Raw genomic sequence first — 26,371 nt, forward strand, 5'->3', positions numbered from 1 at the left:
GTCTCAGCTTCTGGTGACGAGTTCGAACACGCGGGCACTTGTCGAACGGCCGAGTGCCGCAATGTGATCGTCCATCCTCGACGCCATGTCCGACATGATCCGCAGGATGAACCGGTCACCGACGGCAGAGTTGAGCAGTGCCCGCGCCCAGCCTGCCGCACCCACCCATCCCGGGACGTACACACGGCGAGAGCGCTTGTCGAGTCCGCGCACGAACGCTGCGGCACACGTCTCGACCGGACGAACACGGCCCAGCGGACCAGGCATCTCCGTGAACGCCTGGTCGAATGCAGGTAGATCGGTCCGTGCTTCCTGCACCATCGGAGTGTCGATCCACGACATGTGGGCCGTTCCGACATCGACCCCGTACGGCCTCATCTCGAGGCGCAGTGCGTTGGCGAAGTGTTCCACACCGGCTTTCGCCGTGCTGTACGCGGCCAGGCCCGGGGCGGCCAGATAAGCCGCCAGCGACGAGACGACGAGGATGTACCCGCGGTGCGCGATCACCGACGGCAACGCCGCGCGTACCGTATGGAACACCCCGACGATGTCGACCTCGATGACCTCGCGGAACGCATCGGGGTCGACCCGCAGGATCGAACCGTACGATGTGATGCCCGCATTGGCGACAACGAAATCGATGCTGCCGAAGCGGTCGATCCCGGCATCGACGGCAGCCTGAACCGCACCGAGATCCCTTACATCGGCGACGCTTCCGACGGCCCTGTCCTCGCCGATCTCGGCGACCAGTGCTTCGAGTGGCTGCGCGTCCACGTCGAACAGGACCAGTCGGGCGCCCTCCTCGGACAGGGCACGCGCTGTGGCGGCGCCGATGCCGCGCGCTGCGCCGGAAATCAGGACGGTCTTACCTGTCAGCGCGCTCATCGGCGCTCACCTCGATTCGGGACGGGTTATCTCATGGTGGCGCAGATGGATTCGACGAACCGGCCGACCTGTTCCTCGGGCAGGTGTGTGGCCAGATCCGCTTCGCTGATCATTCCGATCAGCCGGTGGTCGGAGATCACCGGCAGTCGCCGGATCCGGTGTTCCTCCATGATCGTGAGTACGTCGTCGATGTCGGCGTCGGCATCGACCGTGCACGGCTTGCCCTGGGCGAGGTCGCCGGCGGTCATCATCGTCGGATCCAACCCGCGCGCAACGCATTTCAGAACGATGTCGCGGTCGGTGATGATGCCGTGCAGCCGGTTGTCGTCGCCGCAGATCGGAAGTGAGCCGACGTCGAGCTCACGCATCTGCTGTGCCGCGTACTCCAGGGTTTCGTGTTCGCCGATGCACGTCGCACCGGCATGCATGATCTCTCGAGCGGTCGTCATGACGACCCTCCTCGGTGGACGAGAATGTTTGCCCATCCATCGTCCTGCCGAGGCGGGAAGCAGGCAAGCCCCGCACCCGGGCGATCAGTACGGGTCGAAGCGGATGTTCTCGACGGGGGTACCCGTCTCGATCAGCTTGTGCAGGGTCGCCCGGACCATCGCCGCGGACCCGCACAACAGGACCTGGTGGTCGCCGAACGCGCCGTAGGACGTGACGACCTCGTCGAGGCTGCCCTCGATCAGATCGTCCGGGTCGGCGCCGATGTCGCCGAGCTGGGCGACGATCCGGTTGTACCAAGGGTCCGGGAAGTCCGGATCCTCGACCGATTCGACGACCGGAACCACCGTCAGCCACGGCAACGCCTCGGACAGCAGCGACAGCATGTCCGACGCGTAGAGGTCGCGGGGAGAACCGCCGCCCACGAACAGGAACGTGCGCGGCGGTTCGGGGCGGCGAGCCATGTCGAGCAGCAGTGCGCGCAGTGGGGCCAGACCGGTCCCGCCCGCGATCATGATGACGATGCGGCCGCTGTCGTCGACGTGCAGATCGCCGCCCTTCGGTTCACCGATCGTCCACACGTCGCCCGGCCGGGTGTCGGCGACGATGCTGCCGCTGACCCAGCCGCCGGGAACGGACCGCACGTGGAACTCGAGTTTGCCGTCCAGGGACGGGGGCAGCGCGGGTGAGAGGCGTCGCGGCAGACCGGGCCGCTGCGGGACGGTGACGTCGACGTACTGGCCGGCGCGGAACGGCACGACCTCGTTGTCGCACTGGAGACGGATGACCGAGAGGTTGTTGCGAAGGCGATGGTGTTCGACGACGGTCGCGGTCACCGTCGTGCCTGTTTCGGCAGGTGAGGTCGAGGCAGGCTGCATTGTGTTGTATCCCCCGGGGTGCGCGGTGTTGCCCCGACTGTAATAGCCCGCCCGCGCGTCGTCCCGGTGGGTGTCGTGCGTGCGCTCATTCCCATCTGCGGACGCGGCGATACTGCGGATTCCACCAGAACCGGTGGAGGAGCCGCACCGGCAGCGGAAGTTGGCGCAGCAGCCGGCGGGTCCGGTCCTCGGGTGCTCCCTCGAACAGGTACGGGGTCGCCTCCCGGAGCTCGGAACGGGACACCGAACGTATTGCGTCCTTGGTGAGGGTTTGCACTTCCCGGGCCGTGATGGTGCGCGCCATCAGCGGTAGGGCGTCTTTCTCCTCGTGCGCGAGATGGGACCGCAGCGTGTGCACCACCGTGTCGAGGCGCTCGGCCAGGACGTCGGGTCCGTGCTCGCGGTCGTCGAACGCTTCCTCGACCGCTGCGAGTGACGGATCGAGAAGGGCGTGTTCGGCTTCCATCGCGTCGAGCACCTCGAGGTCATCGGGTTCGTCCTGGAGCCGGGTCCGCATCAGCGGCCAGAACATCTCGTCTTCGATCGTGTGGTGATGGTGCAGTGTCGTGCTGAAGCCGTGCCAGCCGAGCAGCACGGCGTCGTGGGTGGCCGGGTCCTCGGGGACGCCGTGTTCGGCGACCCGTGTCAGACGTTCGCTGTCGCGCCGGAACGCGTCATGGATGAGGTACAGCATCTCGAGGTCCGTCTCGGACAGCGGAGTGGATTTCGTGGTGGCCATCGGTCCTTCCTCCTGACTCGCCCCCTGTATTCAGATTCCGACCTCCTGCACCTGTTCTCAATCCCTCATTGGTGGGGAATGCTGGGCTTCATGGATGCGGCGCGCTCTGCCGCCCGGCTGAAATCGACGGTCCGTCGCGCAGTACGGACTGCAACCGACTCCGCGGATTTTCGGACACGGATTCTCGACGCGCTTCGCGAACAGGTCCCGTTCGACTGCGCGTACTTGGCATCCATGGATCCCGCGGTGCGCGTTCCGACGGCTGGGATGAACGTCGGATTCGATGACGCGGTCCGGGCCGCGCATATCGTTTTCCAGTTCGAATACGGGCCCGGTCAGGATCCCATCGAGTACGACGCGTTGATGCACGGGCAGACCTGAATCTTCGCTGTGCGGCAGAGGAGCGGTGAGGACTACCGGGCCTCGCGGCTCCAGCGCGAAGTGCTCGAACCGCTCGGTATTGACGACGTCGTGCGCATGGTGTTCCGCGGTCGCGACGGAAGATGTTGGGGTGCGGCAGATCTCGGGAGAAGGGAGATGGCTGCATTCACCGAGGCGGAGACCGATGCGCTCACCGCGGTCCTCCGCGACATCGGCGACGGTTTCCGAACCAGTTTGCTCCGCGAAGCCGCGTACACCGTGCCGGAGTCGGGTGACGGCCCCGCGGTCGTGATCGGGGACGACCACGACGAGCTGGCGATGACGACACCTGCTGCGCACGAGTATTTCGAGAGGCTCGGCTGGACGGAACCCGCCCGGCCGATCGGCGAACAGTTGGTGCACATCATCGCGATGCGGGTTCGTTCCTCCGGCGACAAGCCGGTCGTTATGCGGGCGCGGACACGCGACGGTGAATGGGTCGTGCTGCGGGCCGTGGGCACCGCGGAGGGTACCGGGCCGTCCGGCGTGGTGGTCAACATCGAACGAGCACACCTGCCCGAGATCGTCGCATTCGTCGCCGCTGCCTACGGCCTGTCCGCGCGGGAAACCGACGTTGTCCGCCAACTACTGGCCGGAGGCACCCGCGAGGAGATCGGCCGGGCCCTGTTCATCAGCCCGTACACGGTGCAGGACCACCTCGAGAGCATCTACGCAAGATCGGGGTGCACAGCCGGCGCGACCTGGTGGCGCGGCTGGCGTGGTCGCAGTATGTGCCGCGACTCGGTGATCCGGTGGCTCCCGACGGTTCCTTCGCGGCCGCATCGAGCGTGTGACGTCCACCCTCCGGTCGTTCCGGGTAGGTGTCGAGGTGCGCCTATTCCCATCTGCGGGCGCGGCGGTACCGCGGTTCCCACCAAAACCGGTGGACGAGCTGCAACGGCAGCGGCAGTTCCCGGATCACCAGATGCACCCGGTCCTCCGGTGCTCCCTCGAACAGGTAGGGGGTCATCGCCGCGATGTCGGAGTAGGACAGCTTGCGCAGCGCATCCTTGGAGATCCGGTGCCATTCCGGGGACGTGATGGTGCGTGTCACCAGGGGCAGCGCGTCCCGTTCCTCGTGGGCGAGATGGGACCGCAGCAGGTGCACCACCGCGTCCAGACGTTCCGCCAGGACGTCGGGTCCGTGCTCATGGTCGTCGAACGCTTCCTCGACGGCCGCGAGCGCCGGATCGATGAGTGCGTGTTCGGATTCCATCGCGTCGAGCACTTCGAGGGCGTCCGGCTCCTGGTCGAGCCGGGTTCGCATCAGCGGCCAGAGGTACTCGTCCTCGATCGTGTGATGCTGATGCAGTTCCCGACTGAATCCGTGCCAGCCGAGCAGCACCGCGTCGTGGGTGGCCGGGTCCTCGGGGGCACCCTTCTCGGCGACCCGGGCAAGGCGTTCGGTGTCGCGCCGGAAGGCGTCGTGGATGAGGTACATGACCTCGAGATCGGCATCGGACATCGGAGTGGATTTCGTAGTGGTCATCGGTCCTTACCTCCTGGGCTGGCCCCGTCTACAGCTTCTGATCGCCCATGTCCGTTCTCAATCCCACATTCGTGGGGAATACTGGCTCCATGGACGCGGCGCGCTCTGCCGCCCGGTTGAAGTCGACGGTCCGTCGCGCAGTACGGACTGCGACCGACTCCGCGGATTTTCGGACACAGATTCTCGATGCGCTCCGCGAACAGGTCCCGTTCGACGGCGGGGTTGTGGCTCTCCTGGATCCCGCAGTTCGCGTTCCGACGGCGGCGACGAACATCGGTTTCGACGACTACGCCGGGAAACTCTGCGCCGAACTCGAATACGGACCGGACCCGGATACCTTCAGTTTCGACGAATTGTTTCGCCGACCGGGTGCAATCTGCAGTGTGCGGCAGGTGACCGGTGGGCGATTCAGGACCTCCCGGCCGTACCGCGAGTTCCTCGAACCGATCGGCGTCGACGACGACGTGCGCATGTTGTTCCGTGGCCGTGACGGAACATGTTGGGGTGTAGCCGAATTGTCGAGATCCGAGATGCATGCGTTCACCGACGCCGAGATCGGTACCCTCACCGCGGTCCTTCGCGACATCGGTGACGGTCTCCGGACGAGCCTGCTCCGCCAGGCCGCGTACACGAATTCGGAGTCGGATGACGGTCCTGCGGTCGTGATCGTGGACGACCACGACGAACCGGCGATGACGACACCTGCGGCGCGGGCCTATTTCGACCGGCTCGGCTGGACGGCATCCGCCCGGCCGGCGGGGGAACTGCTGGTGCGCTTCATCGCGATGCGGGTTCGTTCCTCCGGCGGCGGGCCGGTCGTGGTGCGGGCCAGGACACTCGACGGCGAATGGGTCGTGCTGCGGGCCGTGGGCACCGCGGACAGGACCGGGCCACCCGGGGTGGTGGTCAACATCGAGCGAGCGCACCTGCCCGAGGTCGTCACCTTCATCGCCGCGGCTCACGGCCTGTCCGCGCGGGAAACCGACGTGGTGCGTCAGGTGCTGGCCGGACGCACCCGCGAGGAGATCGGACGAGCCCTGTTCATCAGCCCGTACACGGTGCAGGACCACCTCAAGAGCATCTTCGCCAAGACCGGGGTGCACAGCCGGCGCGACCTGGTGGCGCGGCTGGCATGGTCGCACTACGTGCCGCGGCTCGGTGATCCGGTGGCGTCCGACGGTTCCTTCGCGGCCGCGGCGGGCGGGTGACTTCTCCGGTGCCTGCGGGCAGCGAAATGCAACATGTTTCAGTTTTCGGCGTCCGGCGGTTATCGTGACGGACAGCAGGTGACGGAGCCCACACCGGCGGAGCTGCCGTCACCCCACGCCGTCACCACGAGCGGAAGGACGACCATGACCGAGGAGTACGCCGACCTGCACCGGCCCGTGTTCACCGGGGACCTGCTGATCACCGCACTCGACCGAAGCGCCGACAAGCCCGCGCTGTACCTCGGCGACGTGGTGCTCACCGGTGGTGAAATGCGCGACGAGATAAGCCGGTTCGGGCAGGCGCTCGCGTCCGTTGGCGTCGGGCAGGGCTCGTCGGTGGCCATGCTGTCGAAGAACCGCCCCGAGGTGCTCATCTCCATGGGCGCGACGATGATCGCCGGTTGCCGCAACAGCGCCCTGAACCCGATGGGGTCGCTGACGGATCACCTGTACATCGTCGAGGACGCCGCGATCGAGACCCTCATCTTCGATCCCAACCACTTCGAGGAACGCGCCGCGGAACTGAAGGCGCAGGTCCCCACTTTGAAGAACGTGTTCTCGCTCGGTCCGTCGGAGGTCGGCACCGACATCCTGGCACTCGCGGCGACGTTCACACCGCAGCGCCTCGTCGCCGCACCGGTGGACGCCGAGGACACCTCGAGCATCGTCTACACCGGCGGCACCACCGGCAAGCCGAAGGGTGTGATGGGGGCGTTCCGGTCCGGTGTCGCGCTGACCCAGATCCAGATGGCCGAATGGGAATGGCCCGAGGAACCCCGGTTCCTGATCTGCACGCCGCTCTCGCACGCGGGCGCCGCGTTCTTCGTCCCCACCCTGCTGCGCGGCGGATCGCTGTACGTCCTGCCGTACTTCGACCCGGCCCTGGTGCTGGAAACCATCGAGAAGCATCGCATCAACGCCACGATGCTCGTGCCGACGATGATCTACATGCTGCTCGACCACCCCGACTTCGACAAGCGCGACCTGTCGAGCCTGCAGACGCTGTTCTACGGCGCCTCGGCGATGTCGCCGGCGCGGCTGCGTGAGGGCATCGAGCGGCTCGGCCAGGTGTTCTTCCAGTTCTACGGGCAGTCCGAGTGCGGCATGACCATCTCGGTGCTCCGCAAGAGCGAGCACATCGCCGACGACCCCGAGCGCCTCGCGACCTGCGGCCGGCCCGTGCCGTGGCTCGACGTGCGCCTGCTCGACGACGACCTCAACGAGGTGCCGCGCGGCGAGCTCGGCGAGATCTGCGTGCGCGGCCCCCTGGTGATGAAGGGCTACCTGAACAAGCCCGCCGAGACCGCCGAGGCGCTACGCGGCGGCTGGCTGCACACCGGCGACGTGGCCCGTGCCGACAAGGACGGGTTCCTCACCATCGTCGACCGCAAGAAGGACATGATCGTCACCGGCGGTTTCAACGTCTTCCCCCGGGAGATCGAGGACGTCATCTCGTCCCATCCCGCGGTCGCGTCGGTTGCGGTGGTCGGGGTGCCGGATGTCAAGTGGGGCGAGGCCGTGAAGGCGTGCGTCGTATTGCGGGACGGGCAGACGGTCACGGCCGAGGAGTTGATCGAGAGCGTGCGCGCTGCAAAGGGTTCGGTGCACGCGCCCAAGTCCGTCGACTTCCTCGACTCCCTGCCGCTGACTCCGCTGGGGAAGCTGGACAAGAAGACGTTGCGTGCCTCCTACCGGTAAGTGCGGCTGACGCCGCCGGTGTGCCTTTGTGGCGGTCAGGGCCGCCAAAAAGACACACCGGCAGCGCAGCTGCACTCGGACGGTGAGCGACGTCGCCACCCGAGGCGGACGAGGACCGCTTCGACCTCGGCCGCCACGCCGCACGGGTCGCGGACGACTTCGTCGTAGCCGTAGACCAATCGGGACCGGCCGGCCAGTTCGGCGGCGTTGTCCCGGCGACGGTCGCGGAAGGCGACCTCCGCCATCGCGTGGAACCGGCGCCCGTCGAGCCGGACCGTCAACGCGGCTCCGTGGGTGTCGTACGTGCAGTCCTCGTACAGAGTTCGCCCGTCGACGACCACCGGGGTCTGACGGTCCGCCGACGGCAGACCGTGGCGGCGCTCGACGTCGGTGGCGTACCGGAACTCGAGCATCGACTGGACGCCCGAGGCGAGCAACCCGACGGCATCCTCGAGTGTCCTGCGGTAGCGATACGGCTTGCGCTCGTGCATGCGACGTCGCACCTCCGACAGGGGAATCCGCCCGTTCGTCACGATGCACACCAGGGCGCTGTAACCGTCCTGCGCAGTGGGTTCGGCCGTCGCCAGATCGATGGCGGTGTCGGCGGTGCTCGTGCGCGGCGGCATCGTCGGCACCGCGATATGCGGATGCGCGCGGCTGCGGTGGACGATCACCCCCGGATGCAGCATCTCCCCGAAGTGCGGCAGCCGGACGTCGCGGGGTTGCGCGGTCGCGAAGGTCGCGGGCTGACCCCTCGTCGACAGACCGAACGGGACGGTGACGTGTACGGGTGCGAGCGGGTCGATCGGCAGCAACCCCCATTCCTCGGCGGCCGTGCGATGGCTGAGGACCGCGACGTCGCCGCAGAACGCCAAGGCGGCGGCGAGGATCGCCGGGCGAGGCAACGGGCCGGTGGTCACCGAATACACGCCGTGGAGGACCTGCTGCCAGCGACCTCGGTCGAGGTGGTGGCGTATCCCGTGCCACGTGAATCCGTGATGCATCAGCTGGGCGCGGGTGACGATGCCGTGCTGGAACGCGACGACCCGGTCGAGTTCGGGGATCTCCGGAAGGAACGACACGCCCTCATGATTGCCGTGTAGACCGCGCGGAGACGTCCGCGAACGGCGGATCGGCGAAATCTGTGGATGAACAGGGCGGGTGGGGATAACCCCGCGGTGTGCACATGTGGCGGCGCCAACCGCCACAAAGGCACACGGGCGGCGTCAGCCGCACTACAGAGGATCGAAACTGATGTTCTGCCTGGGGGTTCCGGCCGCGGACAGGGCGTACAGCGTCGTCTTGATCATCGACGGGGAGCCGGCGATCTGGATCTGCCGGTCCGCCCACGACCCGAACTGGGCCACGACCTTACCGAGCTTGCCGTACATCGTGCGGTGCAGGCCGGTCGGCGGTTCCAGCACGGGAACCGGGTGCCACCAAGGGTTTTCCTTCTCCTCGACGACCGGGACGACGGTGAGCCAGGGGTTGGTCATCGCCAGGTGCCACAGCGTCTCGATGTCGTACAGGTCGCACGGGTACTTGCCGCCGTAGAACAGGTGGACGCGCGGATTGTCCCCGCGCATCGCCATTTCCATGAGCTGCGCGCGCAGCGGGGCCAGGCCGGTGCCGCTGGCGATCATCAGCACGTCGCCGCGCGACCGGTCGACGTGCAGACCGCCGAGTGGCGGGCCGATGACCCACCGGTCGCCGACCGCGGTCTCGCCGACGAGTGCCGGGCTCACCCAGCCGCTGGACACGCGCCGGACGTGGAACTCGATCTGCCCCTGGGGGTTCGGCGGGATCGCCGCGGACAGGTACCGCCACATCTGCGGGCGGTGCGGGGTCTGCACGCTCATGTACTGACCCGCGTGGTAAGGGATGGGGGAGTCGGTCTCGAGCCGGATGATCGCCAGGTCCGGCATCACCCGTTCGTGCCCGACGACGGTCGCGCCCCACACGGCGGGCAGGTCGTCCTCCGCGGACGCGATGGCCATGGCGGCGACCAGGCGGCTGATGATCTCGCGCCAGGTGTGTTCGAGGGCGGCCGTCCACAGGATCAGCGGTGTGCACTCGCGGACCGCGACGAGCATCGCCGCCCCGGCCGCCCGGAAGTGCTCGGGTCGCACCCCGTACTTGCGGTGGTCGCGGGCGAGCTGAGAGAGGAACGCCTCGACGACGGTGAAATCGCCGAGCCGGTTGACGGCCCACCCGACCGCGGTCGCGAACCGGTGCCGCATCGATTCCATGCCTGCCGGGAACAGCTCGCGCAGGGACGGGTTGTCCGCCCACAGTGCGGTGTAGAACGCGGACGCGAACCGTTCGGGGCCGGTGGGGGTGGCGACGATCGACGCGAAACTGAGCTGGACACGGGCGATGGCGAAGGCCTCCACGCCACCCTCCCACGTGCTGTTCCTGCTGGTCGGCCGCCACTGTAGCTGTTCCTTGATCAATTGCGCCACCAACAGGTGACGTCCGACCGCGGCGGATAGCGCACACTGGAAGCGGGAGGGTGACGCAGATCACCGAAATTCCCAAACTTGAGTGGAACAAACTCAACTTTGGACCCGTTGATCACATCGAGTTCCCGCGGACGGTACTGCGGGCGTAAGAATTGATACGGACACACTCGAGAATGGAAGGGGCCCGTAGTGGACTCGTTCAATCCGACCACGAAGACCCAGGCTGCACTGACCGCTGCGCTCCAGTCGGCGTCCGCTGCGGGCAACCCGGAGATCCGACCTGCCCACCTGCTGGTGGCGCTGCTCGATCAGACCGACGGCATTGCCGCGCCGCTGCTCAAGGCCGTCGGCGTCGATCCCCTCGTCGTCCGGCGGGAGGCCGAGAACCTCGTCGACCGGCTGCCCAAGGCCAGTGGCGCGACCACCACACCGCAACTCGGCCGCGAGGCCGTCGCGGCGATGACCGCTGCCCAGCATCTGGCGACCGAGCTCTCCGACGAATACGTCTCCACCGAGCACGTCCTCGTCGGGCTCGCGAGCGGCGACTCGGACGTCGCCAAGCTCCTCGCCGGCCACGGTGCCACCCCGGCCGCGCTGCGCGAGGCGTTCACCGCCGTGCGCGGCACCGGCCGCGTCACCACCGCCGACCCGGAAGCGACCTACCAGGCGCTGGAGAAGTACTCGACGGACCTCACGGCCCGTGCCCGCGAAGGCAAGCTCGACCCGGTCATCGGGCGCGACAACGAGATCCGGCGCGTCGTGCAGGTGCTCTCGCGCCGCACGAAGAACAACCCGGTCCTCATCGGTGAGCCGGGCGTCGGCAAGACCGCCATCGTCGAAGGGCTCGCGCAGCGCATCGTCGCCGGCGACGTCCCCGAGTCATTGCGCGGCAAGACCGTCATCGCCCTGGACCTGGGGTCGATGGTCGCCGGCGCCAAGTACCGCGGCGAGTTCGAGGAACGCCTCAAGGCCGTCCTCGACGAGATCAAGCAGTCCGCCGGTCAGATCATCACGTTCATCGACGAGCTGCACACCATCGTCGGCGCGGGCGCCACCGGTGAATCCGCGATGGACGCCGGCAACATGATCAAGCCGATGTTGGCCCGCGGTGAGCTGCGGCTCGTCGGCGCGACCACCCTCGAGGAATATCGCAAGTACATCGAGAAGGACGCCGCCCTCGAACGTCGATTCCAGCAGGTGCTGGTCGGCGAGCCCAGCGTCGAGGACACCATCGGCATCCTGCGCGGGCTCAAGGAGCGGTACGAGGTGCACCACGGCGTGCGCATCACCGACTCCGCGCTCGTCGCCGCCGCGACCCTCTCGGACCGGTACATCACCTCCCGGTTCCTGCCGGACAAGGCCATCGACCTCGTCGACGAGGCCGCGTCCCGGCTGCGGATGGAGATCGACTCGCGTCCCGAGGAGATCGACACGGTCGAACGCATCGTCCGCCGCCTCGAGATCGAGGAGATGGCGCTGCAGAAGGAAACCGACGAGGCCTCGAAGGAGCGGCTCGAGAAGCTGCGCAGCGAACTCGCCGACGAACGCGAACGCCTCAACCAGCTCACCACCCGCTGGCAGAACGAGAAGGCCGCGATCGACTCCGTCCGCCAGATCAAGGAACAGCTCGAAGCCCTGCGCGGTGAGGAGGAACGAGCCGAACGCGACGGCGACCTCGGCAAGGCCGCCGAGTTGCGGTACGGCCGAATCCCTCAGCTGGAGAAGCAACTCCAGGCCGCCGCGGAAGCCTCCGGTGCCGCAGCCGACGGCGACGTGATGCTCAAGGAGGAGGTCGGACCGGACGACGTCGCCGACGTCGTCGCCGCCTGGACCGGCATCCCCGCGGGCCGCATGCTCGAGGGCGAGACCGCCAAGCTGCTGCGCATGGAGGACGAACTCGGCAAGCGTGTCGTCGGGCAGACCGAGGCCGTGCAGGCCGTCTCGGACGCGGTGCGCCGCGCCCGCGCCGGCGTCGCGGACCCCAACCGGCCGACCGGCTCGTTCCTGTTCCTCGGCCCGACCGGTGTCGGCAAGACCGAGCTCGCCAAGGCGCTCGCGGACTTCCTGTTCGACGACGAACGCGCCATGGTTCGGATCGACATGTCCGAATACAGCGAGAAGCACTCGGTCGCGCGGCTCGTCGGTGCCCCTCCGGGCTACGTCGGCTACGAGGCCGGCGGTCAGCTCACCGAGGCGGTGCGTCGCCGGCCCTACTCGGTGGTGCTGTTCGACGAGGTGGAGAAGGCGCACCCGGACGTGTTCGACACGCTGCTGCAGGTGCTCGACGACGGCCGGCTCACCGACGGTCAGGGCCGCACGGTGGACTTCCGCAACACCATCCTCATCCTCACCTCGAACCTCGGTGCCGGTGGCGACAGGGACCACGTGATGGCCGCGGTGCGGGCTGCGTTCAAGCCCGAGTTCATCAACCGGCTCGACGACGTCGTCATCTTCAACTCCCTGTCGGAGGAGCAGCTCGAGCAGATCGTCGAGATCCAGCTCGGTCAGCTCGCCGAGCGGCTCGCGGCGCGCCGGCTCACGCTGGACGTCAACGGTGCCGCCCGGATGTGGCTCGCGGTGCGCGGGTACGACCCGCAGTACGGTGCCCGACCGCTGCGTCGCCTCATTCAGCAGGCCATCGGTGACCCGCTCGCCAAGAAGTTGCTCGCCGGTGAGATCCGCGACGGCGACACCGTGCACGTGGGTGTCACCGACGACGGGGATCGCCTGACGATCGGGGCCTGACCTACCCTCGTGCGCGTTTCCGGTAGCAGCCGCTACCGGAAACGCGCACGGGTACCTTGGGAGAGACCATGACGAATCCGCAGGATCCGCGCACACCGCAGGAGCGCGCGTACTCGCTCGACGAGTCGCACGACGAGACGCGGGTGCTGCACACGTCCGACCCGACCGAGGCATACGGTCGCCCCCAGCCCACGCAGGCGCTGCCGCCCTACGGCCAGGCGCCGGGCCAGGGCTATCAGCAGGGTTACCAGCCGACCCAGCAGTTCTCACCCACCGAGCAGTACCGGCAGTACCAGCCCGAACAGCAGTACCAGCCGACACAGCAGTACGGCTACGGGCCGGGCGTACCGCCGGGACCGTCGCCGACACCGGAACCCCGGGAACCGCGCCGACGCCGCTGGCTGCTGCCGGCACTGGCGGCTCTCGTCGTCATCGCCCTGGCAGCTGTCGTCGGATACCTGCTCAGCGGCGGCAGCGGCAACGACGCCCCGACCGCGTCGGCTCCCACGACCGCCGTCGCGCCGCCACCCGCGGCGACGAGGACGCAGCCGCCGACCCTCGAACCGTCGCTGCCTCCGACCCTTCCGCTCGATCGGTTGCCCGGTGGGCTCGGCGACGCCATCGGATCCAACGGCACGACCATCGGCACCATCACGGCGAACGACGGATCGAGCATCACGATCAGCGGGATCGGAGGCACGATCGTCACCGTCCGGGTGACGCCCGAGACCCAGATCATCGCCCTCGCGGGTTCCTCGCCGTCGGCGCTGCGGGTGGGGGATACCGTCCTCGCGCAGGGCACACCCGTCCGGGACGGCGAGATGACGGCGGACACAATCGTCAGCGCGACCGTGCCCGGCTTCAACCGTTCCGGCAACTGAACACGCTACGCTGGGCCCGATGACGGTTATGTGGTTCGGTCTTGCAGCGGTCGCGCTCCTCGGCGCGCTCGTCCTGCTCTACATCGACCGCACACGCCGGGAGCAGTCCGGGCGGGTGCGGGAGATCTGGGCGCGTGCACAGGGCTACAAGTACACCGCGTCCGACGGTTCGTTGCCGTCGAACTGGCATCGTGCCGCTCTCGCGAAGCAGGAGTACCTGGGCGCGATCGATGTCGTGCACGGCGTGCGCCGGGGCGACGAGTTCCTGCTCTTCGACATCGAGGAGACCGCCACCATCGTCGCGGTGCGCCGCAAGGTCGGGTCCGACGTGGACATCGACCTGCGCCTGAAGTCGACCCCGCCGCCGAAGGATCCCGACATGAATCTGCTCGGGTCCATCGGGCCGCGGGTGGTGTTCACGACCGATCTCGAGATCGCGCGGCGCGTCTGCGACCAGCGGATGGTCGCGTTCACCGAGTCGATCCCGCCGCACGTGCAGATGCTGTGGAGCGAGAACGAGTGGACCCTCGGTTCGATCCCGCTGAACAGCAACGGTCGCGAGTGGGACGCCGCGATCGACACCGTCGCGCGGCTCTCGGGGATTCTGCACGTGCTGCCCCCGGTCGTGGAACCGGCCGAGATGGACCGCGGCATGCACGACCCCGGCCGGCCGTCGGCGCACCACTGACACCGCGCACCCGGTATTACTTGCGGGTAAGGACCCGCTAGTGTGACCGGCATGACACCGGATCGTTCTGCTCGACCCGTCGCTCTCGTCACCGGCCCCACCTCGGGCATCGGCGCCGGATTCGCCCGTGCGCTCGCCGCTCAGGGCTACGACCTCGTGTTGGTGGCCCGCAACGAGACGAAACTGGCCGACCTCGCGGCCGACCTGAAGGGCCGCCTCGGCGCCGAATCGGAGATCCTGGCCGCCGACCTCGCGACCGAGCCGGGACGGACCCGCGTCGCCGAACGGCTCGCTCGCGGTGTGGACATGCTCGTCAACAACGCCGGCTTCGGAACGACCGGCGAGTTCTGGACGGCGGCACCGGAACTGCTGCAGGCGCAGCTGGACGTGAACGTCACAGCGGTGATGCAGCTGACGCGCGCGGCGCTGCCGCCGATGATCGCGGCCGGTTCCGGCCGCATCGTCAACGTCGCCAGCGTGGCGGGCCTGTTGCCCGGCCGGGGCTCCACCTACTCGGGCAGCAAGGCCTACGTCGTCTCCTTCACCGAGGGGCTCGCCGGCGGTCTCGCGGGGACGGGCGTGCAGGTGCAGGCGCTGTGCCCCGGTTTCGTGCACACCGAGTTCCATCGCCGCGCGGGCATCGAGATGGACTCGATCCCGGAGTGGATGTGGCTCGATGTCGACACGGTGGTGCGTACGTCCCTCGCCGACCTCGAAGCGGGGAAGGTGCGCAGCATTCCCGGCCTGCAGTACAAGGTCCTCACCACCGCGGGCCGGCTCGTCCCGGTCAACCTCGTGCGGCGCCTGACGAACCTCTTCGGCCGGGGCCGCGGCCGCACCTGACAGCGTGCGCCAGGTCACGGTCCGGACACACCCTGCGGACACGCGGGACCGGTGATGCGCACGCATGGACCACCTCGGTACATTTCTGCGCGTGACCGTTGTGGCTGTTGTGATCGCTGTGATTGTGCTGCTCGTGCTGTCGACCCGCACGGCGATGCGCCGCGCGCAGAAGCTCAGAGCCCGACACCGCGACAGTCTGCGCCTGCTCGCCAACGAACTCGACGATCGCTACGATCTCGTGCCCGCGCTGATCGCGGCGTCGGCCGGTGCCGGCGTCGAACGCAGCCGCATCAGCCCGGTCGTCGGCGCCCGCACCCTCGCGATCGCGATGCGCGACCAGCGTCTCGGCCTCGGCGAGCGCGCGGCCGCCGAGAACACGCTGTCCGCGACGCTGCACGAACTCATCGGGGACCCGGACGATGGCACCCACTGGCCGTTCATCCGCGTCGCCCGGGAACTGCGGAAACGAGAGGTGCGCATCGCCGGGGCGGCGCGCGTGCACAACGATCTCGCCCGCGAGATCAACAGGACGGTGAGCCGCTTCCCGTCCTCGATCTTCGCGAAGCTCGCCGGGGTGGAGGCCGTCCCCCTGTTCGAGGTCACCCTGCTGCCCGAGGAGACGGTGCAGGCGGAGGACACGGTCCGGGTCGAGGTCGCGCAGCCGGTCGCGACCGAGGGCGGGGAAGCGTCGAGCACCGTCGCGGCCTGACCGTACGTCGTCGAACCGACTAGGCTTCTTGCCGCCGGTCCCGCGGGCCGGCGGCACGAACAATCGACGGTGAGGACGAGCGATGAGTGATCGCGAAGAGCTGGCTGCGCTGGTGCGTGAGCTGGCAGTGGTGCACGGCAAGGTGACGTTGTCATCCGGTAAGGAAGCCGACTACTACGTGGACCTGCGCCGCGCGACCCTGCATCACCGGGCGGGCCCGCTGATCGGCAGCCTGCTGCGCGAACTCGTCGCCGACTGGGACTTCGACGCCGTCGGCGGGCTCACCATGGGCGCCGATCCGGTCGCGCTGGCCGTGATGCACGCCCCGGGCCGGCCCATCGACGCGTTCGTCGTCCGCAAGGCCGCGAAGGCCCACGGCATGCAGCGTCAGATCGAGGGACCCGACGTCGTCGGCAAGCGCGTGCTGGTCGTCGAGGACACCACCACCACCGGCAACTCGCCGCTCACCGCCGTCAAGGCGCTGCGTGAGGTCGGCGCGATCGTCGTCGGTGTCGCGACGGTCGTCGACCGGGCCACCGGTGCCGACGCCGTCATCGCCGCCGAGGGTCTCGAGTACCGCTCGCTGCTGGGCCTGGCGGACCTGGGCCTCGAGTAGCAGCCGGTGACCCCGCGGGTGCGCCGCACCGTCACGCACCTCGCGGACGGTCGCGAACTGATCTGCTTCGACGACACCGAACCGTATGTCTCCGGTGGTGCCGCGCGGGATCTGCACGACACCCGCGACCTTCCGCCGGTGACCGCGACGTCGGAACTGCGTCTGGATCCGCTCACCGGTGAATGGGTGACGTTCGCGGCGCATCGGATGGACCGCACGTTCCTGCCGAGCGCCGCGGACTGCCCGCTGTGCCCGACCCGTCCGGGCGGTCCGCCGACGGAGATTCCGGCCGCCGACTACGACGTGGTGGTGTTCGAGAACCGATTCCCGTCGCTGACCCCCGGCGGGGATGCCGCCCCGGCCGTCGACGACGAATCGATGTGGCCCCGGCGACCGGCCGGCGGACGCTGCGAGGTGGTGGCGTTCACCTCCGATCACGACGCACGGTTCGCGGATCTACCGGTGTCGCGGGCCCGCACCGTCGTCGACGTTCTCGCCGACCGCACCGCCGAACTCTCCGCGTTGCCCGGTGTGCGGCAGGTGTTCTGCTTCGAGAACCGCGGCACGGAAATCGGTGTGACACTGGAACATCCGCACGGGCAGATCTACGCGTACCCGTTCCTGCCGCCGCGGTCGCAGGTGCTGCTCGACCGTGCCCGCGCCCACCGGGCGGCGACCGGACGGTCGCTGCAACGCGACGTGCTCGACGCCGAACGCCGCGCCGGCACCCGCGTCGTCGCGGCCGGTGCGCACTGGACCGCGTATGTGCCCGCGGCGGCCCGCTGGCCCGTCGAGGTGCACGTGGCCCCGCACCGCGACGTTCCGGATCTGGCGGCGCTCACCGACGACGAACGCGACGAGCTGGCGCTGATGTACCGGGACGTGCTCGGCCGCGTCGACCGGTTCTTCGACGGGCGGGACCGGGTGCCGTACGTCGCGGCGTGGCACCAGGCCCCGGTGGGGGACGGTCGCGAACACGGGCGGCTGTTCGCGCAGGTGTTCTCGGTGCGCCGCACCGTCGACAAGCTCAAATATCTCGCCGGATCGGAATCGGCGATGGGGGCATGGATCAGCGACACGACGCCCGAGCGCATCGCGGCACGTCTGCGGAAGGTCGCGGAATGAGCGTGTGCAGCGACGCCCGCGCGCGGTTCGTCGACGACTTCGGCGGAACCCCGGACGGGGTGTGGTGCGCGCCCGGGCGGGTCAACCTGATCGGCGAACACGTCGACTACGCGGACGGGCTGTGCCTGCCGATGGCACTCGACCACCGCACGGCCGTCGCGATGCGCCGCCGCGTCGACGGGATCCTGCGACTGCGCAGCGCCGGATTCCCCGAGGTCGACGTCACCGTCACCGACCTCGCGTCCCGCGCGGTCCCAGGCTGGGCGGCCTATGTCGCCGGGGTCGTGTGGGCCCTCGGACCGGCCGGTTTCGCAGGAGCCGACGTCGCGGTGGCCTCGGACGTCCCGGTCGGTGCGGGGTTGTCGAGTTCCGCGGCGCTCGAATGCGCGGTCGCGCTGGCGCTGGCCGAACTGTACGGACGGGCCACGGACGACACCGGCCGCGCGGCGCTCGCGTCCGCCTGCATGCGCGCCGAGAACGACTTCGTCGGCGTCCCCACCGGTGGTATGGATCAGCAGGTCTCGCTGCGCGGGCGGGCCGGGCACGCGATGCTGCTGGACTGCCGCACCGGTCAGGTCCGGCACGTCCCGTTCGACCCGGCCGCCGACGGCCTGACGTTGCTCGTCGTCGACACCGCCGCACCGCACCGCCTCGTCGACGGGCAGTACGCGCAGCGTCGCCGCGCGGTCGAGGACGCGGCGCGGCAACTCGGGGTCGCGATCCTGCGTGACGTGGAAGATGTTTCGGTTCTGCAGGATTCGCTGACGGACGAGGCGCTGCTGCGTCGGGCGCGGCACGTCGTCACCGAGGTCGGCCGGGTCCGTGCCGCGGTGGACGCGCTCGACGCCGGTGACGTGCGGGCGCTCGGCCCCTTGCTCGACGCCTCGCACCGCTCCCTGCGCGACGACTTCGAGGTCAGCTCCGTCGAACTGGATTCGGCCGTAGACGCCGCGCGCGACGCCGGGGCGCTCGGCGCCCGCATGGTCGGGGGAGGTTTCGGTGGTTCGGCGCTCGCGCTGTGCGAGGCGGACGCGGTCGAGGTGATCTCGCGTGCCGTGCTGGTTGCGGCCGAGCGGCGCGGACTGCCGCAGCCGAGATTCTGGGAGGTGGCACCGGCCGCCGGGGCCCACCGCTGCGACACGGCGTGAGCGGCGGAATGCGAACGGTACTGTGCCCTCCATGGGTGGGTTCAGCACAGCCGGGTTCAGCACAGCCGGGTTCAGCACAGCCGGGTTCAGCACAGGTTGGTTCGGCAGGAGGAAGTGGGGCGCCGAACATGCGGTGTTCGCCGCCGCGACCGCGGCGACGGTACTCGGTGGGGTGCTCGGCAACGAGAAGCTGCAGCAGGTCGCCAAACCACTGATCGCTCCGGCACTCGCGGTGCGGGTGCTGCGCCGCAGCCGGGACACCGACCGCGTCGACACCGCGCTGCTGCTGACCGGACTGGCGGCCGCGACCGTCGGCGACGTGTTCATGATCGACCCGGACGACGATCGGCGGCTGCTGCGCGGCGCCGCGTCGTTCGCGGTGATGCAGACGAGCTATTCGACGCTGCTGGCGCGGCGCGGTGCCCGTCCGCACGCGATCGCCGCGGTGCCGCGCGCGGCGGCCGCGCTCGGTGCCGGCAGCCTGCTGGCGGCGAAGTCCCGCAACGTCGCCGCGCCCCTGACCGGGTACGGGACGCTGCTCGCCACCACCGCGACCCTCGCGGCCGATCCGGTGCTCGCCCCGGGTTCGGAGCAGGTGGCGGGGATGCCGCGGCCGTCCACGGACCGGCGCAGCTGGCTCGGGCTGGGTGGTCTGGTGTTCACGATCTCCGACGGCACGATCGTGGTGCGTCGCGTACTGCTGAAGAACAGGAAGGCGCGGGCTGCGGCCGAAGGGTTCATCCTCGCGACCTACACGGCGGCGCAGTTGCTGCTGGTGGAGGGCATGCTCGCCGGTCGCCGCAAGTGACCTCGGACGAACGTTCAGGGGACTACCGGGCAGCGGTGATCAGGCGGAACCTGTCGAGACGATGCTCGCCAGGCAGGTGAGCGCCGTCAGGTGCAGGTACGGCGTGTGATGGGTGCACCACGGGGTGGCGATGTTCGTGGGAGCGACCGGAGGCGACAGGGCGACGGCCGTGCCGGCGGATCCCACCGCAATTCCGGTCGCGATCGTCAGGACGCACATCGTTTTGCGCATGGAAACACCATTCCAAGCCGGTGCACGCCCGGGAAGACTTCGTCCGGACTACATGCCGCGGCCTGTGTCGCCCGGCCGGTGACGCGAGCCGCTCACGGGCACAACACGATCCGATCGCGGTTCTTCGGATCGACCCGGATGGTGATCACCCGCCCCGGCTCGAAGGCCTCGGCGAATTCCGGGGTCACCTCGTAGACCACCCGGCCGCGGTAGGACTCGGAACCGGGCACCGTCAGGTCGAGGTCGAGTTCGGTGATCTCGCCGTTGTCGACGGTGTGTGCGATCGGGGTCGCCGAGCGGATCGTCGCCCACCCTTCGAGCCCGCGCCGGAGCAGGCGGCGGTCGCGGCGGGGCGGGCGTCCGGCGGCGATCATGGCCAGGCCCAGCGCGGAACCGTACGCGCAGACCAGGAAGATCACCTGGAATCCGATCGTGCCCTCGGGAGAGCCGCCCACGAAGTACGTGAGCCACAGGGCGAGTACGAGTACGTACCCGCCGGTGACGACGGCCACGGCACGCGCGACACGCTGGTGGTTCATGACTCCTCCGACACCAGGATAGTCCGCACGTGCGGTCGCGTCGGGGTCGCTAGGCTGGCGTTCATGCCTGCCACCAGCGTGTTCGTCACCGGCGCCGCCGCCGGTATCGGTCGTGCCACCGCCCTGCTCTTCGCGCGCCGCGGCTATCGGGTCGGCGCGTTCGACGTCGACGCCGAGGGCCTGGAGATCCTCGCGGCGGACCAGCCCGGGATCGTCACCGGGGTCCTCGACGTCACCGACCCCGAGCAGTGGGCACGGTCGCTGAAGGCGTTCTGCCCGGACGGTCGCCTCGACATCCTCGTCAACAACGCGGGGGTGTTGTCGTCGGGCCCGTTCGCCGACACTCCGATCGAACGGCACCGCCGGATCGTCGACGTCAACGTGACCGGCACCGTCAACGGTTGCCATGCGGCATTCGAGTATCTGCGTGTCACACCGGGCTCGCACGTGGTGAACCTGTGCTCGGCGTCGGCGCTCTACGGCCAGCCGGAACTCGCGACCTACAGCGCCACCAAGTTCGCGGTGCGCGGCCTGACCGAGGCGCTCGAGATCGAGTGGGCCGAGCACGACATCCGGGTGCTGGCGATATGGCCGCTGTTCGTCGACACCGCGATGACGACCGGCATGGACACCGGCGCGACTCGGTCTCTCGGGATCCACCTCACCGCCGAGGACGTGGCGCGCGCCCTGTACGAGGCGACCCGGGCCGGGCAGCCGCGCTGGAAGGTGCACCGGCCGGTGGGATGGCAGGCGAAGCTGTTCGCCGCGACCGCGCAGGTGTCGCCGGCGCCGGTCAACCGTCTGGTGAACCGGTGGCTCACGGGCCACAGGTGACCGGCCGATAGAGTGACACCCGGGTCTTCGGAGGGAGTTGCGTGAACGTGCGTCGGGTGACGTCGATCGGTGTGGTGACGGTGGCGGGTCTGCTGCTCGCGGGATGTGGGAGCACGGACGAGAGCACGCAGACGGAATCCGTTGCGGCGGCACCGACTACCACCACGAGCACTCCGGCGCCGACCACCACGACCGTCGCGCCGGTGACCACGACGACGGAACCGGTCACCACGACCGTCGCGACGACCGAGCCGGAAGCACCGACCTCGCTCGTCGACGTGCCCTACGAGCGCAACGAGTCGTACTACTTCACCAGCCCGGACGGGCAGTTCCACTGCGGCATCGTCAAGCTGCCCACCCGCACCGAAGCCGGATGTGAAGGCACCACCGATCCGGTTCCGCCGCGACCCGACGACTGTGTCGTCAACTGGGGCAACGGTATTCGGGTTGCCAACGAGGGCGAGGGTGCGTTCATGTGCTCCGGCGGCCCGGTCTACCTGTCCGACGGCGACACCGCCGTACTGCCCGCCGGTGCGACGCTGTCGAAGCTCGGGTACTCGTGCACCACGACCGAGACGGACGTCACCTGCGTCAACGACGGCACCGGACACGGCTTCACGGTCGCGGCCGGTTCGAACGAGACGTTCTGACCGTGACCCCCGACGACGAGGCTGCCGGACCGACCGAGTGGGGTGAGCACCCGCACGGCGTCGGCCCCTGGATCGACGAGTTCGGTACCGAACCCCCGCAGGATCCGCGCTACGACCCGGAACTGCTCGCGCACGGCGACCGCCGCAACGTGGTCGACGCGTACCGCTACTGGACGCGGGAGGCGATCGTCGCGGACATCGACACGCGCCGGCATCCGCTGCACGTGGCGATCGAGAACTTCGGGCACGACGCGAACATCGGCACGGTCGTGCGTACCGCGAACGCGTTCGCCGCGGCCACCGTGCACATCGTGGGTCGCCGACGCTGGAATCGCCGGGGCGCCATGGTAACCGACCGTTATCAGCATCTGATGCACCATCCGGATGTGGACGCGTTGATCGATTGGGCGGCGGACCGCAACATCGAGATCGTCGCGGTCGACAACACCCCGGGTTCGGTGCCGTTGGAGACGACGACGCTGCCGTACCACTGCCTGCTGCTGTTCGGGCAGGAGGGCCCCGGCGTCACCGAGCGGGCGCGGGAGGTCGCGTCGACGACGGTGTCCATCGCCCAGTTCGGTTCGACCCGCAGCATCAACGCCGGGGTCGCCGCGGGAATCGCGATGCACGCCTGGATACGTCAACATGCGGACCTGACGCGTGCGTGGTGACGTACGTCGCCTGGTGGTAGCACACCCATCGTGAAGTGAGGATGATCGACGTCATGTCGGAACTGTGGACCGAGCGGGCCGATGCCGCCGAGGCTGCCGTCGACTCCCGGCACATACGCCGGTTGTGGGCTCTGCCCGGTACCGCCATGGGGGTCGTCGGATGGCCCCCGGTTCGCCGCGAACGGCTGTTCCTCACGTGGCACTACTGGTGGCAGGCGCACCTGATCGATCTCGCCGTCGACGCCGCCGAACGCGATGCGACACCGCGACGCCGGCGACGCGTCGTCCGGCTCACGCGCACCCACCGCATCCGCAACCTCACCGGGTGGACCAACAACTACTACGACGACATGGCGTGGCTCGGTCTCGCGCTCGAACGCGCACAGCGGCACCTGTTGGTGGATCACCGCAAGGGCATCGCGGATCTCGAGGATGCGCTGTTCGCGGCGTGGCAGCCCGAGCGCGGCGGCGGATTGCCGTGGCGTCGACGCGACAACTTCTTCAACACCCCCGCCAACGGGCCCGCCGGTCTCCTGCTGTCCCGCACCGGCAAGGTGTGGCGCGCCCAGGAGATCGCGGACTGGATCGACGAGACCCTCAAGGATCCCGAGACCGGCCTGATCTTCGACGGCATCCGCAACGGGAAGATCGAACGCGCGATCTACAGCTACTGCCAGGGCGTGGTGCTCGGACTCGAAACCGACCTGGCGATCCGCATCGGCGACGACCGGCACCGCAAGCGGGTGCACGCCCTCGTCGACGCCGTCGACCTCGAACTCGCCGACGCCAGCGTCATCACCGGCGGAGGCGGGGGAGACGGCGGACTGTTCAACGGCATCCTCGCCCGGTACCTCGCGATGGTCGCGACGAGTCTGCCGGTCCACGACGTCGACGACGAACGCGCCCGCAACACCGCCGCCCGCCTGGTGCTGATGTCGGCGGACGCGGCCTGGGACAACCGCCTGCAGATCGAGGAACTCCCGCTGTTCGGCCGGGACTGGTCGGTGCAGGCCCGGCTGCCCGGCTCCGGTCACGCCATCGCCCGGTTCTCCGGCGGTACCGTCCACGAGTCCGAGATCGCCGAACGGGACCTGTCGGTGCAGCTCGGCGGATGGATGCTGATGGAAGCGGCACACGCGGTCGCGACCGAGCGGGCTTTACGATCGTCGCAACCTTAACCCTGTTCGCGACGCGGGCCCGGGTCTACTTGTAGGAACATGACCGAACAACGACGTCAGCTCAGCCTCAACGCCTTCATCTATCCGACCGGCCACCACGAGGCATCGTGGCGGCATCCGGGCAGCACCCCGGAGCGGCTCTACGACGTCACGTACTACCAGGACATCGGACGGACCGCGGAGGCGGCGAAGCTCGACGCGGTGTTCCTCGCCGACGGTCCGGCGCTGCGCACCGACGTGCGGTTCAACGCGACCTACGGCTTCGAGCCGATCACGCTGCTCACCGCGATCGCGTCGGCCACCACCCACCTGGGTCTGATCGCGACCGCGTCGACCACCTACTACGAGCCCTACAACCTGGCTCGCCTGTTCTCCTCGCTCGACCACATCTCCGGGGGTCGCGCGGGCTGGAACATCGTCACCACCGGGACCGACAAGGCCGCCGCGAACTTCGGGCTCGACGCGCACCCCGACCACGCCACCCGGTACGAACGGGCCCGCGAGTTCGTCGATGCCGTCGTCAAGCTGTGGGACAGCTGGGAGGACGATGCGCTCGTCATCGACAAGGACCGCGGCATCTACGCGGACACCGGGAAGATCCACCCGGTCAATTTCGAGGGCAAGCACCTGAAGGTCGCCGGGCCGTTCGGTGCGGCACGCTCGCCGCAGGGACATCCGGTGCTCGTGCAGGCCGGGTCGTCCAACGACGGCCGTGACTTCGCCGGCCGGTACGCGGAGGCGATCTTCACCGCCCACCAGCGGTTGTCCGACGCGCAGGCGTTCTACGCCGACATCAAGAAGCGGGCGGTCGAATTCGGCCGCAACCCCGATCACGTGAAGATCCTGCCCGGCATCAGCCCGTTCATCGGCGACACCGAGGCCGAGGCCCACGCGCTCGAACGCGAGTTCAACGAGCTGACGGTCGTCGAGTACGGGCTGACCCAGCTCGAGAACATCGCGCAGGTGTCGCTGCGTCACCTCCGGCTCGACGAGACGGTCCCGCTCGACGTGTTCGGCGACGCGGGCACCGTCACCGACAACACCGCCAGCCGCAAGCAGGTCGTCGCGAACATCGTCGAACGCGACCGGCCGACGCTGCGCGGCCTGCTGCACCGGCTCGCGGGCGCGCGTGGACACCGCGTGTTCGCCGGCACCGCCGAGCAGGTCGCCGACACCATCGAGGAATGGTTCACGCAGGGCGGCGCGGACGGCTTCAACGTGATGCCGCCGCAGTACCCGCAGGGACTCGAGGCGTTCACCTCGCAGGTCGTGCCGATCCTGCAGGAACGCGGCCTGTTCCGCACCGAGTACAGCGGCCGCACGCTGCGCGACCACTTCGGGTTGCCGCGCCCGGCCAGCCAGTTCGCGGCCGTCGCGGTCTAGAGGCGGAGCCCGGAAACGCACGAGGCCCCTTCCGTAGCGGAAGGGGCCTCGTCGTCGCTTGTGGTCAGTTGTTCGGCTGACCCGGAGTCCGGATCGGCGTGGTGTCGACGGCCGAGTCGTCGGTGCGCCGCGGCTGGTCGGTGAACGCCGAGGTGTCGATGACGAGGGTCTTCTCGTTGTCGGCGACCCGGTCCGCGGAGGCGGGGGTGGACGTGCCCTCGTGGGCGCTGCCGGACTCGGCGCTGTCGCTCTTCCCGAGGACGCGCTTGCCGACTTCGATCATGATCGGCACGACGGAGACGAACACGATGAGCAGGAAGATCAGGTCGACGTTGTCGCGGATGAACCCGATCTGCCCGAGCAGGTAACCGAGCAGCGTGATGCCCGCGCCCCACAGCACACCACCGATGATGTTGTAGGTGATGAACACGCGGTAGGGCATCTTCGCGGCACCGGCCACGAGCGGCGCGAACGTGCGGACGATCGGGACGAACCGGGCCAGCACGATGGTGATCGGCCCGTGCCGCAGGAAGAAGGCGTGCGACTCGTCGATGTACTTTTTCTTGAAGAACTTCGCGTCGTTGCTCTTGAACAGGGCGGTGCCGCCCTTCGTGCCGATGAGATAGCCCACCTGGTCGCCGAGGATCGCAGCGATCGGGATCGCCACCAGCAGCACCCACAGCGGCGCGAACGGCTCGACCTCCGCGGACTTGCCTGCGACGATGAGACCGGCGGTGAACAGCAGCGAGTCGCCCGGCAGCAGCGGGAACAGCAGACCCGACTCGATGAACACGACCACCAGCAGGCCGATCAGGATCCACGTGCCGAACGAATTGAGCAGATTGACCGGATCCAGGAAACCCGGTAACAGGGCCAGATTGGTCACAGATTCCGAGGTTTCCAAGAAAGTCACGGACCCCAGGGTACCGGCGGCACACGGACCGACGAGGCTCGGTGTCTCCGCGACGGGGCCGCGCAACGGTCCGGAGCTCGACCCAACTGTGCAGTACCGGGGACTGTTGACATACTGCAAGGACAACCCGTGCGCCTACCGGCACCGCAGGTAGGCGACAACATCTCATCTGGAGGACAGCCG

Annotated in this window: 27 protein-coding genes; 16 read left to right on the forward strand and 11 right to left on the reverse strand. The window is 68.8% G+C overall.

All coding sequences use genetic code 11. The features are described 5' to 3' along the window. Nucleotides 1–3: 3 nt before the first annotated feature. The 6 genes from M1M07_RS00400 to M1M07_RS00425 form a co-directional block, all read right to left on the reverse strand. Nucleotides 4–885 carry an SDR family oxidoreductase gene (locus M1M07_RS00400; RefSeq protein ID WP_248672934.1) on the reverse strand — a complete coding sequence of 294 codons (882 nt, stop codon included), beginning with the start codon at nt 883–885 and terminating at the stop codon, nt 4–6. 26 nt (nt 886–911) lie between these two features. Then, nucleotides 912–1,334, reverse strand: coding sequence for a CBS domain-containing protein (locus M1M07_RS00405; RefSeq protein WP_248672935.1), 423 nt, complete (start codon nt 1,332–1,334; stop codon nt 912–914). An 84-nt stretch (nt 1,335–1,418) separates the two neighbouring features. Next, nucleotides 1,419–2,210 carry an FAD-binding oxidoreductase gene (locus tag M1M07_RS00410; RefSeq protein WP_197254821.1) on the reverse strand — a complete coding sequence of 264 codons (792 nt, stop codon included), beginning with the start codon at nt 2,208–2,210 and terminating at the stop codon, nt 1,419–1,421. Nucleotides 2,211–2,295: 85 nt separating this feature from the next. After that, a complete protein-coding gene (locus tag M1M07_RS00415; protein WP_248672936.1) occupies nt 2,296–2,949 on the reverse strand; it encodes a hemerythrin domain-containing protein in 654 nt (217 codons plus the stop codon). Nucleotides 2,950–3,006: 57 nt separating this feature from the next. After that, nucleotides 3,007–3,954 (reverse strand): hypothetical protein, encoded by a 948-nt coding sequence (locus M1M07_RS00420; protein WP_248672937.1) that lies wholly within the window; start codon nt 3,952–3,954, stop codon nt 3,007–3,009. Nucleotides 3,955–4,204: 250 nt separating this feature from the next. Beyond that, nucleotides 4,205–4,858, reverse strand: a complete 654-nt coding sequence (locus tag M1M07_RS00425; protein ID WP_248672938.1) for a hemerythrin domain-containing protein — start codon at nt 4,856–4,858, stop codon at nt 4,205–4,207. An 89-nt stretch (nt 4,859–4,947) separates the two neighbouring features. Here M1M07_RS00425 and M1M07_RS00430 point away from each other — a divergent pair, with 89 nt between their 5' ends. Beyond that, on the forward strand, nt 4,948–6,066 hold the full coding sequence (locus M1M07_RS00430) for a response regulator transcription factor (RefSeq protein WP_248672939.1): 1,119 nt from the start codon (nt 4,948–4,950) through the stop codon (nt 6,064–6,066). A 144-nt stretch (nt 6,067–6,210) separates the two neighbouring features. Then, complete coding sequence (locus M1M07_RS00435) at nt 6,211–7,764, forward strand: AMP-binding protein (protein WP_248673016.1); 1,554 nt, start codon at nt 6,211–6,213, stop codon at nt 7,762–7,764. A gap of 35 nt (nt 7,765–7,799) precedes the next feature. On the opposite strand, the gene M1M07_RS00440 is transcribed toward M1M07_RS00435, so the two are convergent. Together M1M07_RS00440 and M1M07_RS00445 are read right to left on the reverse strand one after the other, a co-directional pair. Next, nucleotides 7,800–8,846 carry a type IV toxin-antitoxin system AbiEi family antitoxin domain-containing protein gene (locus tag M1M07_RS00440; RefSeq protein WP_248672940.1) on the reverse strand — a complete coding sequence of 349 codons (1,047 nt, stop codon included), beginning with the start codon at nt 8,844–8,846 and terminating at the stop codon, nt 7,800–7,802. Nucleotides 8,847–8,999: 153 nt separating this feature from the next. Continuing rightward, nucleotides 9,000–10,157 carry a globin domain-containing protein gene (locus M1M07_RS00445; RefSeq protein WP_248672941.1) on the reverse strand — a complete coding sequence of 386 codons (1,158 nt, stop codon included), beginning with the start codon at nt 10,155–10,157 and terminating at the stop codon, nt 9,000–9,002. A gap of 258 nt (nt 10,158–10,415) precedes the next feature. On the opposite strand from M1M07_RS00445, the gene clpB reads away from it, so the two are divergent. The 9 genes from clpB (at nt 10,416) to M1M07_RS00490 (ending at nt 19,789) form a co-directional block, all read left to right on the forward strand. Next, entirely contained in the window at nt 10,416–12,971 is a 2,556-nt protein-coding gene (gene clpB, locus M1M07_RS00450; protein WP_248672942.1) for an ATP-dependent chaperone ClpB, read from the forward strand. Nucleotides 12,972–13,039: 68 nt separating this feature from the next. After that, nucleotides 13,040–13,852, forward strand: a complete 813-nt coding sequence (locus tag M1M07_RS00455) for a DUF5666 domain-containing protein (protein ID WP_248672943.1) — start codon at nt 13,040–13,042, stop codon at nt 13,850–13,852. A gap of 28 nt (nt 13,853–13,880) precedes the next feature. Beyond that, the gene (locus M1M07_RS00460) at nt 13,881–14,540 is read left to right on the forward strand and encodes a hypothetical protein (RefSeq protein WP_197254940.1); all 660 of its coding nucleotides are present in this window, start codon (nt 13,881–13,883) and stop codon (nt 14,538–14,540) included. 51 nt (nt 14,541–14,591) lie between these two features. Next, complete coding sequence (locus tag M1M07_RS00465; protein WP_197254860.1) at nt 14,592–15,383, forward strand: SDR family oxidoreductase; 792 nt, start codon at nt 14,592–14,594, stop codon at nt 15,381–15,383. A 91-nt stretch (nt 15,384–15,474) separates the two neighbouring features. Then, nucleotides 15,475–16,092 carry a LemA family protein gene (locus M1M07_RS00470; protein ID WP_248672944.1) on the forward strand — a complete coding sequence of 206 codons (618 nt, stop codon included), beginning with the start codon at nt 15,475–15,477 and terminating at the stop codon, nt 16,090–16,092. A gap of 82 nt (nt 16,093–16,174) precedes the next feature. Beyond that, the gene (gene pyrE, locus M1M07_RS00475; protein ID WP_197254864.1) at nt 16,175–16,708 is read left to right on the forward strand and encodes an orotate phosphoribosyltransferase; all 534 of its coding nucleotides are present in this window, start codon (nt 16,175–16,177) and stop codon (nt 16,706–16,708) included. A gap of 18 nt (nt 16,709–16,726) precedes the next feature. Continuing rightward, nucleotides 16,727–17,833: a galactose-1-phosphate uridylyltransferase gene (gene galT / locus M1M07_RS00480; protein WP_248673017.1), complete on the forward strand. Its 1,107-nt coding sequence runs from the start codon at nt 16,727–16,729 to the stop codon at nt 17,831–17,833. Beyond that, a complete protein-coding gene (gene galK / locus M1M07_RS00485) occupies nt 17,830–18,981 on the forward strand; it encodes a galactokinase (protein ID WP_248672945.1) in 1,152 nt (383 codons plus the stop codon). Before galT ends, galK begins: the two co-directional genes overlap by 4 nt. A gap of 31 nt (nt 18,982–19,012) precedes the next feature. Next, entirely contained in the window at nt 19,013–19,789 is a 777-nt protein-coding gene (locus tag M1M07_RS00490) for a lysoplasmalogenase family protein (RefSeq protein WP_248672946.1), read from the forward strand. A gap of 39 nt (nt 19,790–19,828) precedes the next feature. On the opposite strand, the gene M1M07_RS00495 is transcribed toward M1M07_RS00490, so the two are convergent. Together M1M07_RS00495 and M1M07_RS00500 are read right to left on the reverse strand one after the other, a co-directional pair. After that, entirely contained in the window at nt 19,829–20,020 is a 192-nt protein-coding gene (locus tag M1M07_RS00495) for a hypothetical protein (protein ID WP_248672947.1), read from the reverse strand. A gap of 92 nt (nt 20,021–20,112) precedes the next feature. Continuing rightward, nucleotides 20,113–20,559 carry a hypothetical protein gene (locus tag M1M07_RS00500; RefSeq protein WP_197254870.1) on the reverse strand — a complete coding sequence of 149 codons (447 nt, stop codon included), beginning with the start codon at nt 20,557–20,559 and terminating at the stop codon, nt 20,113–20,115. Between the two features lie 63 nt (nt 20,560–20,622). On the opposite strand from M1M07_RS00500, the gene M1M07_RS00505 reads away from it, so the two are divergent. The 5 genes from M1M07_RS00505 to M1M07_RS00525 are packed head-to-tail and all read left to right on the forward strand — an operon-like array spanning nt 20,623 to nt 25,275. Then, nucleotides 20,623–21,393, forward strand: coding sequence for an SDR family oxidoreductase (locus M1M07_RS00505; protein WP_248672948.1), 771 nt, complete (start codon nt 20,623–20,625; stop codon nt 21,391–21,393). A 41-nt stretch (nt 21,394–21,434) separates the two neighbouring features. Then, a complete protein-coding gene (locus M1M07_RS00510; protein ID WP_248672949.1) occupies nt 21,435–22,043 on the forward strand; it encodes a DUF6636 domain-containing protein in 609 nt (202 codons plus the stop codon). Nucleotides 22,044–22,045: 2 nt separating this feature from the next. After that, nucleotides 22,046–22,714 (forward strand): RNA methyltransferase, encoded by a 669-nt coding sequence (locus M1M07_RS00515; RefSeq protein ID WP_248672950.1) that lies wholly within the window; start codon nt 22,046–22,048, stop codon nt 22,712–22,714. Between the two features lie 53 nt (nt 22,715–22,767). Then, nucleotides 22,768–23,892 (forward strand): glycoside hydrolase family 76 protein, encoded by a 1,125-nt coding sequence (locus tag M1M07_RS00520; RefSeq protein WP_248672951.1) that lies wholly within the window; start codon nt 22,768–22,770, stop codon nt 23,890–23,892. Nucleotides 23,893–23,931: 39 nt separating this feature from the next. Next, nucleotides 23,932–25,275, forward strand: a complete 1,344-nt coding sequence (locus M1M07_RS00525) for an LLM class flavin-dependent oxidoreductase (RefSeq protein WP_197254874.1) — start codon at nt 23,932–23,934, stop codon at nt 25,273–25,275. 64 nt (nt 25,276–25,339) lie between these two features. Here the strand turns inward: M1M07_RS00525 and M1M07_RS00530 are convergent, their stop codons facing one another. After that, nucleotides 25,340–26,188 (reverse strand): VTT domain-containing protein, encoded by an 849-nt coding sequence (locus M1M07_RS00530; protein ID WP_308200752.1) that lies wholly within the window; start codon nt 26,186–26,188, stop codon nt 25,340–25,342. Nucleotides 26,189–26,371 lie beyond the last annotated feature (183 nt).

Origin of the sequence: Rhodococcus sp. HM1 (assembly GCF_023218075.1) — a bacterium.
Lineage (GTDB): Bacteria > Actinomycetota > Actinomycetes > Mycobacteriales > Mycobacteriaceae > Rhodococcus.

Excerpts from the sequence above, each read along its gene's own strand:
- M1M07_RS00415 (WP_248672936.1), bottom strand. The coding sequence starts at position 2,949 with ATGGCCACCACGAAATCCACTCCGCTGTCCGAGACGGACCTCGAGATG.
- M1M07_RS00500 (WP_197254870.1), bottom strand. The coding sequence starts at position 20,559 with ATGAACCACCAGCGTGTCGCGCGTGCCGTGGCCGTCGTCACCGGCGGG.
- M1M07_RS00460 (WP_197254940.1), top strand. The coding sequence starts at position 13,881 with ATGTGGTTCGGTCTTGCAGCGGTCGCGCTCCTCGGCGCGCTCGTCCTG.
- M1M07_RS00455 (WP_248672943.1), top strand. The coding sequence starts at position 13,040 with ATGACGAATCCGCAGGATCCGCGCACACCGCAGGAGCGCGCGTACTCG.
- galK (WP_248672945.1), top strand. The coding sequence starts at position 17,830 with ATGAGCGTGTGCAGCGACGCCCGCGCGCGGTTCGTCGACGACTTCGGC.
- M1M07_RS00410 (WP_197254821.1), bottom strand. The coding sequence starts at position 2,210 with ATGCAGCCTGCCTCGACCTCACCTGCCGAAACAGGCACGACGGTGACC.
- M1M07_RS00465 (WP_197254860.1), top strand. The coding sequence starts at position 14,592 with ATGACACCGGATCGTTCTGCTCGACCCGTCGCTCTCGTCACCGGCCCC.
- M1M07_RS00525 (WP_197254874.1), top strand. The coding sequence starts at position 23,932 with ATGACCGAACAACGACGTCAGCTCAGCCTCAACGCCTTCATCTATCCG.
- M1M07_RS00400 (WP_248672934.1), bottom strand. The coding sequence starts at position 885 with ATGAGCGCGCTGACAGGTAAGACCGTCCTGATTTCCGGCGCAGCGCGC.
- M1M07_RS00490 (WP_248672946.1), top strand. The coding sequence starts at position 19,013 with ATGGGTGGGTTCAGCACAGCCGGGTTCAGCACAGCCGGGTTCAGCACA.
- M1M07_RS00425 (WP_248672938.1), bottom strand. The coding sequence starts at position 4,858 with ATGACCACTACGAAATCCACTCCGATGTCCGATGCCGATCTCGAGGTC.
- pyrE (WP_197254864.1), top strand. The coding sequence starts at position 16,175 with ATGAGTGATCGCGAAGAGCTGGCTGCGCTGGTGCGTGAGCTGGCAGTG.
- M1M07_RS00495 (WP_248672947.1), bottom strand. The coding sequence starts at position 20,020 with ATGCGCAAAACGATGTGCGTCCTGACGATCGCGACCGGAATTGCGGTG.
- M1M07_RS00520 (WP_248672951.1), top strand. The coding sequence starts at position 22,768 with ATGTCGGAACTGTGGACCGAGCGGGCCGATGCCGCCGAGGCTGCCGTC.
- M1M07_RS00430 (WP_248672939.1), top strand. The coding sequence starts at position 4,948 with ATGGACGCGGCGCGCTCTGCCGCCCGGTTGAAGTCGACGGTCCGTCGC.
- M1M07_RS00435 (WP_248673016.1), top strand. The coding sequence starts at position 6,211 with ATGACCGAGGAGTACGCCGACCTGCACCGGCCCGTGTTCACCGGGGAC.
- M1M07_RS00505 (WP_248672948.1), top strand. The coding sequence starts at position 20,623 with ATGCCTGCCACCAGCGTGTTCGTCACCGGCGCCGCCGCCGGTATCGGT.
- M1M07_RS00405 (WP_248672935.1), bottom strand. The coding sequence starts at position 1,334 with ATGACGACCGCTCGAGAGATCATGCATGCCGGTGCGACGTGCATCGGC.